The 4901-nt window shown below is 52.1% G+C and carries 6 protein-coding genes; all 6 read left to right on the forward strand.

Going from position 1 to position 4901, the window contains the following annotated elements; translation table 11 throughout:
- Positions 1-305 (forward strand): 30S ribosomal protein S6 (gene rpsF, locus WKK33_RS00215; protein WP_337570056.1); only part of this gene is annotated, 305 nt, incomplete at its 5' end.
- A gap of 2 nt (positions 306-307) precedes the next feature.
- Positions 308-580 (forward strand): 30S ribosomal protein S18, encoded by a 273-nt coding sequence (rpsR, locus tag WKK33_RS00220; protein WP_215759857.1) that lies wholly within the window; start codon positions 308-310, stop codon positions 578-580.
- Positions 581-599: 19 nt separating this feature from the next.
- Positions 600-1145, forward strand: a complete 546-nt coding sequence (rplI, locus tag WKK33_RS00225; protein ID WP_337931970.1) for a 50S ribosomal protein L9 — start codon at positions 600-602, stop codon at positions 1143-1145.
- Positions 1146-1330: 185 nt separating this feature from the next.
- Positions 1331-2215 carry an ACP S-malonyltransferase gene (fabD, locus tag WKK33_RS00230; RefSeq protein ID WP_330002078.1) on the forward strand — a complete coding sequence of 295 codons (885 nt, stop codon included), beginning with the start codon at positions 1331-1333 and terminating at the stop codon, positions 2213-2215.
- 104 nt (positions 2216-2319) lie between these two features.
- Entirely contained in the window at positions 2320-4470 is a 2151-nt protein-coding gene (locus tag WKK33_RS00235; RefSeq protein ID WP_337931971.1) for an alpha-amylase family glycosyl hydrolase, read from the forward strand.
- A gap of 233 nt (positions 4471-4703) precedes the next feature.
- The coding region (locus WKK33_RS00240) for a hypothetical protein (RefSeq protein WP_337931972.1) at positions 4704-4901 on the forward strand (198 nt) is incomplete at its 3' end.

Consider the following 4901-nt stretch of genomic DNA (forward strand, 5'->3'; position numbering starts at 1 on the left):
TGTCTGATGAACAGATGAAGGAAACGGTCGCTAAATTCAAGAAGCTGCTCACCGACAATGGTGCAGAGATTCTGAACGAAGAGGCCTGGGGATTGAAGAAGATGGCTTATGCTATTCAGAAGAAGTCTACAGGTTTCTACTGCCTGTTGGAGTTCAAGGCTGAGCCATCAGTGATTGACCGTCTCGAGACTGGCTATCGCCGCGACGAGAGAGTTATTCGTTACATGACCGTGAAGCTCGACAAGCACGCTGTTGCTTACGCTGAGAAGCGTCGTGCCAAACTGGGTAATAAATTGGAGGCTTAATTATGGCAGAGCAGAAAAATTCAGAAATCCGTTATTTGACCGCTCCTTCTATTGACACCAAGAAGAAGAAGTATTGCCGTTTCAAGAAGAGCGGTATCAAGTATATCGACTATAAGGATCCCGAGTTCCTGAAGAAGTTCCTCAACGAGCAGGGTAAGATTCTTCCCCGTCGCATCACAGGTACTTCATTGAAGTATCAGCGTCGTGTGGCTCAGGCTGTCAAGCGTGCACGCCAGATCGCACTGCTTCCATACGTAACCGATTTGTTGAAGTAATTGAAAAGGAGGCTAAGATATGGAAATCATACTGAAGGAAGATATTATCGGACTTGGATACAAGAACGATATCGTTAAGGTGAAGAGCGGCTATGGCCGTAACTACTTGATTCCCACAGGCAAGGGCGTTATCGCTTCAGAGAGCGCTAAGAAGGTGCTCGCTGAAAACCTGAGACAGCAGGCTTGCAAGATCGCTGCTGCTAAGGCTGAGGCTGAGAAGCGTGCTGAGGCTCTGAAGGACGTGGAGGTTGTTGTTGTTGCCAAGGTTGCCGCCACTGGCCACCTCTATGGCTCTGTCAACGCTCTCGTCGTTGCTCAGGAGCTCGCTAAGAAGGGCATCGAGATCGACCGCAAGATCATCACCATGCACGACATCAAGAAGGTTGGTGACTTCGAGGCTACCGTACACTTCTTCAAGGATGTTGAGGTGAAGGTTCCTGTGAAGGTTGTGGCTGAGAAGGCTGAGGCCGTAGCTGAGGAGGCTCCCAAGGCTGAAGAGGCTCCCGTAGCTGAGGCTGCTCAGGTTGAAGCTACCGCCGCTGAGGAGGCTCCCGCCGCTGAGTAATCCACTCGAATATGCTTGGGCCGCTCAGGTGGCCTGACTTTAGAAATATGGAAAGTCCCGTTCGTCGTAAGATGAGCGGGGCTTTTTTTATATTCATTCACAAAGTATAACGGGCCGTACCGGCACATTTCGAAATATTATTGTTACCTTTGCATCATAATCGAAACAATAATAAGACAATAACAATGAAAGCATTTGTATTCCCTGGACAAGGTTCACAGTTCGTCGGTATGGGCAAGGAGCTCTACGACAATAATCCTATGGCAAAAGAGTTGTTCGACAAGGCCGACGAGATTCTCGGCTTCAAGATTACCGATATCATGTTTGCCGGCACCGACGAGCAGTTGAAGCAGACCAACGTCACTCAGCCTGCCGTGTTCCTCCACAGCGTTATCTCTGCCCTCTGTCTTGACGAGCAGGATGCCGCAATGGTAGCAGGCCACTCACTTGGTGAGTTCTCGGCCCTGACATTCGCTGGTGCGCTGACCTTCGAGGATGGCTTGCGTCTGGTGGCTGCCCGTGCCAATGCTATGCAGAAGGCTTGTGAGGCCAACCCTGGTATTATGGCCGCCATCATCGGTTTGCCCGACGAGAAGATTGAGGAGATCTGCGCTGAGGTGAGCAAGGGTGGCAAGACGGTTATCGCCGCCAACTACAACTGCCCTGGCCAGTTGGTTATCTCTGGCGACAACGACGCCATCAACGAGGCTTGTGAGCAGTTGAAGGCCGCTGGTGCCAAGCGTGCGTTGCCCTTGAAGGTGGGTGGCGCTTTCCACTCTCCGCTGATGCAGCCCGCTAAGGAGGAGTTGCAGGCAGCCATCGAGAAGACCGAGGTGAAGGCTCCCAAGTGCCCCGTGTACCAGAACGTAGACGCTCAGGCTCACGTGGACCCCGTAGAGATCAAGGCCAACCTCATCGCTCAGCTCACATCGCCCGTGCGTTGGACAAAGACTGTGCAGAACATGATTGCCGCTGGTGCCGACGACTTCCTGGAGTGCGGACCGGGCAAGGCCCTTCAGGGTATGATTGGACGCATTGACAAGACCGTAGCTGCTCACGGCATCGCCTAAGGACAGTTTCGGCGATTTGCCTTTGTTGTGTTAATGGATTTCACATGTCAAGACAGGGCGCTGCCTTTTGTCTATGATTTCTTAGCATCAAGGTAACATTGTTAATGAATAAGAAAATTATCGTATATCAACTTCTTCCCCGCCTCTTTGGCAATAAGAACCAGACGCGTAAGGCCAATGGTTCGTTGCTGGAGAATGGGGTGGGGAAGATGAATGATTTGGATACCCTCCATCTGAGGCGTATTCATGACATGGGATTTACCCATGTGTGGCTCACGGGTGTTATTCGCCACGCCACTACAACAAACTACAGCCAGAATGGGATACCTGGTCAGCATGCCGCCGTTGTGAAAGGATTGGCGGGATCGCCCTACGCTATTACTGACTATTACGACATTGACCCCGATATCGCGGTTGATGTGGACCATCGCATGGAGGAGTTTGAGAAGCTCGTGGCACGCATCCATTATGTGGGCATGAAGGTCATTATCGACTTCGTTCCCAACCATGTGGCGCGCGAATATCACTCTATCTGCTGTCCGGCTGGTGTGACCGACTTGGGCGAGGATGATGATGTGAACATGCATTTCTCCCCTCGTAACAATTTCTATTACTGTCCGGGGCAACCTTTCGTGTGCCCTGTTCCGACGCCTGAAGGCGAGGAGCCTTATGTGGAGAATCCCGCTAAGTGCACCGGTAATGACCGTTTCGACAATCGGCCAGGTGTAGGCGATTGGTACGAGACCGTGAAGCTCAACTATGGCGTGGACTATTGCGACGCCGGAGGTCGTAGCTATCACTACGATCCGGTTCCAAGCACGTGGACCAAGATGACCGACATCTTGCTCTATTGGGCTTCGAAGAACATCGATGGTTTCAGGTGCGACATGGCGGAGATGGTGCCCCATCAGTTTTGGAGCTATGCCACCCGCATCGTGAAGGGGCGCCATCCGCAGATGGTGTTCATTGGCGAGGTGTATGACACAGAGCAGTATCGCACCTATGTGCGCTCTGGGTTCGATTACCTTTACGACAAGGTGGGCATGTACGATTGTGTGCGCGACATCATTTGCAACCGCCGTCCGGCAAGCAGCATCACCTATTACTGGCAGAACGTTTCCGACATCAAGGAACACATGCTCTACTTCCTCGAGAACCACGATGAGCAGCGCATAGCCAGCGATTTCTTCTGTGGCGATGGTCGTAAGGCCGTTCCTGGCATGATGGTTTCGGCTTTGATGGGCTGCAACCCGTTCATGGTGTATGCCGGTCAGGAGTTTGGCGAGCGTGGCATGGATGCCGAGGGCTTCTCTGGCTGCGACGGTCGCACCACGATTTTCGATTACTGGTGTGTCGACACGCTTCGTCGGGGCCACTACGATCGCCGCCTTCTTACCCAGGAGGAGAAGCGCTTGCAGGCCATCTATCAGCGGGTGTTGTGTATGGCCAATAGCGAGAGGGCTTTCTGCGAGGGCGATTTCTTCGACCTCATGTACGTCAATCCGCAGTCGCAAAGCTTCAATCCGCGTTGTAATTATGCGTTCCTGCGAAAAAAGGACAAAGAGGTAATCCTTGTGGTTGTCAACTTCTCGGAGGAGGCCAACCATGTGGGAGTAACCATTCCGGGCCATGCCTTCGATTATTTCAAGATGCCGGAGCGTGATGTGGAGGCCGTCGATTTGCTGACCGATGAGCGCACCACATTCAACTTGAAGAAAGACGGTGTGGTGGAGATGGACCTTCCACCTTATTCGGGTAGAATCTTTAAATTCAGTATTCAAATGGAGGACAAGACTTACGAGCTGAACGCTCACAACAAAGAGGAGTTTCCGCCAGCCCATACGGCGGAGCATCTGCTCAATCAGGTCATGGTTCGCATGTTTGGTTGTGAGCGGTCGAAGAACGCCCACATCGAGCGTAAGAAGAGCAAAATAAGCTATGTGCTCGACCATAAGCCCACTCGCCAAGAGGAGAAGGCCGTTGCCGACAAGATGAATGAGCTGATTGCGGAAGACCTGCCTGTTACCTTTGAGTTTGTGGATCGCGACCATATTCCTGAGGGGGTGAAGATCGACCGCTTGCCCGAGGATGCCTCAGAGACCATTCGGCTGGTGCGCATCGGCGACTTCGACGTGTGCCCCTGCATAGGCAAGCATGTTCGCTCTACCTCGCAGATTGGCCGCTTTGAGCTTCTTGGCACCAATTGGGATGGTTTGACCCATTCGTTCCGCATCCGCTTCAAGGTTATTCCTTAACCCCCCATCGGTCATTAAGCCGAGAAGGGGGTAAGCCCTTGTTCCTTTTCATAAAGGACTGACGCTTTATGTGTTTCTTTTCAAGAGGACAGGCGCTTAGAGCGATGTGTTGCTCCGTGACTAAGCCTGCAAACTGGCAAGCCTGCGAGCTGGAAGGAAACAAGTTGGCAAGCCCACCCAGGGGTTGGCTACTGTTGACGGCGACACTTCGCCAGGCTATGGTGGCGTGAACGATGGCAGCCATGGTGTGGGTGCCAAGGAGAAAACGGTTAATATATGAAAAATCCCAAGACATCGCAATGAATGTCTTGGGATTTTTGTTGGTACCACGTGTCGGTTTACTTGGTTTCGATCTCTTCCTTCATGTCGACAAACTGTTTTTCCTGACTTCGTCATTGCGTACCCCAAAAATCTTCGTCAAAGAGTTTAGC

This window comes from Hallella sp., assembly GCF_037460745.1.
Classification (GTDB): Bacteria; Bacteroidota; Bacteroidia; order Bacteroidales; family Bacteroidaceae; genus Prevotella; species Prevotella faecis.

Coding starts and splice junctions, on each gene's coding strand:
- rpsR (WP_215759857.1), top strand. CDS start 308: ATGGCAGAGCAGAAAAATTCAGAAATCCGTTATTTGACCGCTCCTTCT.
- rplI (WP_337931970.1), top strand. CDS start 600: ATGGAAATCATACTGAAGGAAGATATTATCGGACTTGGATACAAGAAC.
- fabD (WP_330002078.1), top strand. CDS start 1,331: ATGAAAGCATTTGTATTCCCTGGACAAGGTTCACAGTTCGTCGGTATG.
- WKK33_RS00235 (WP_337931971.1), top strand. CDS start 2,320: ATGAATAAGAAAATTATCGTATATCAACTTCTTCCCCGCCTCTTTGGC.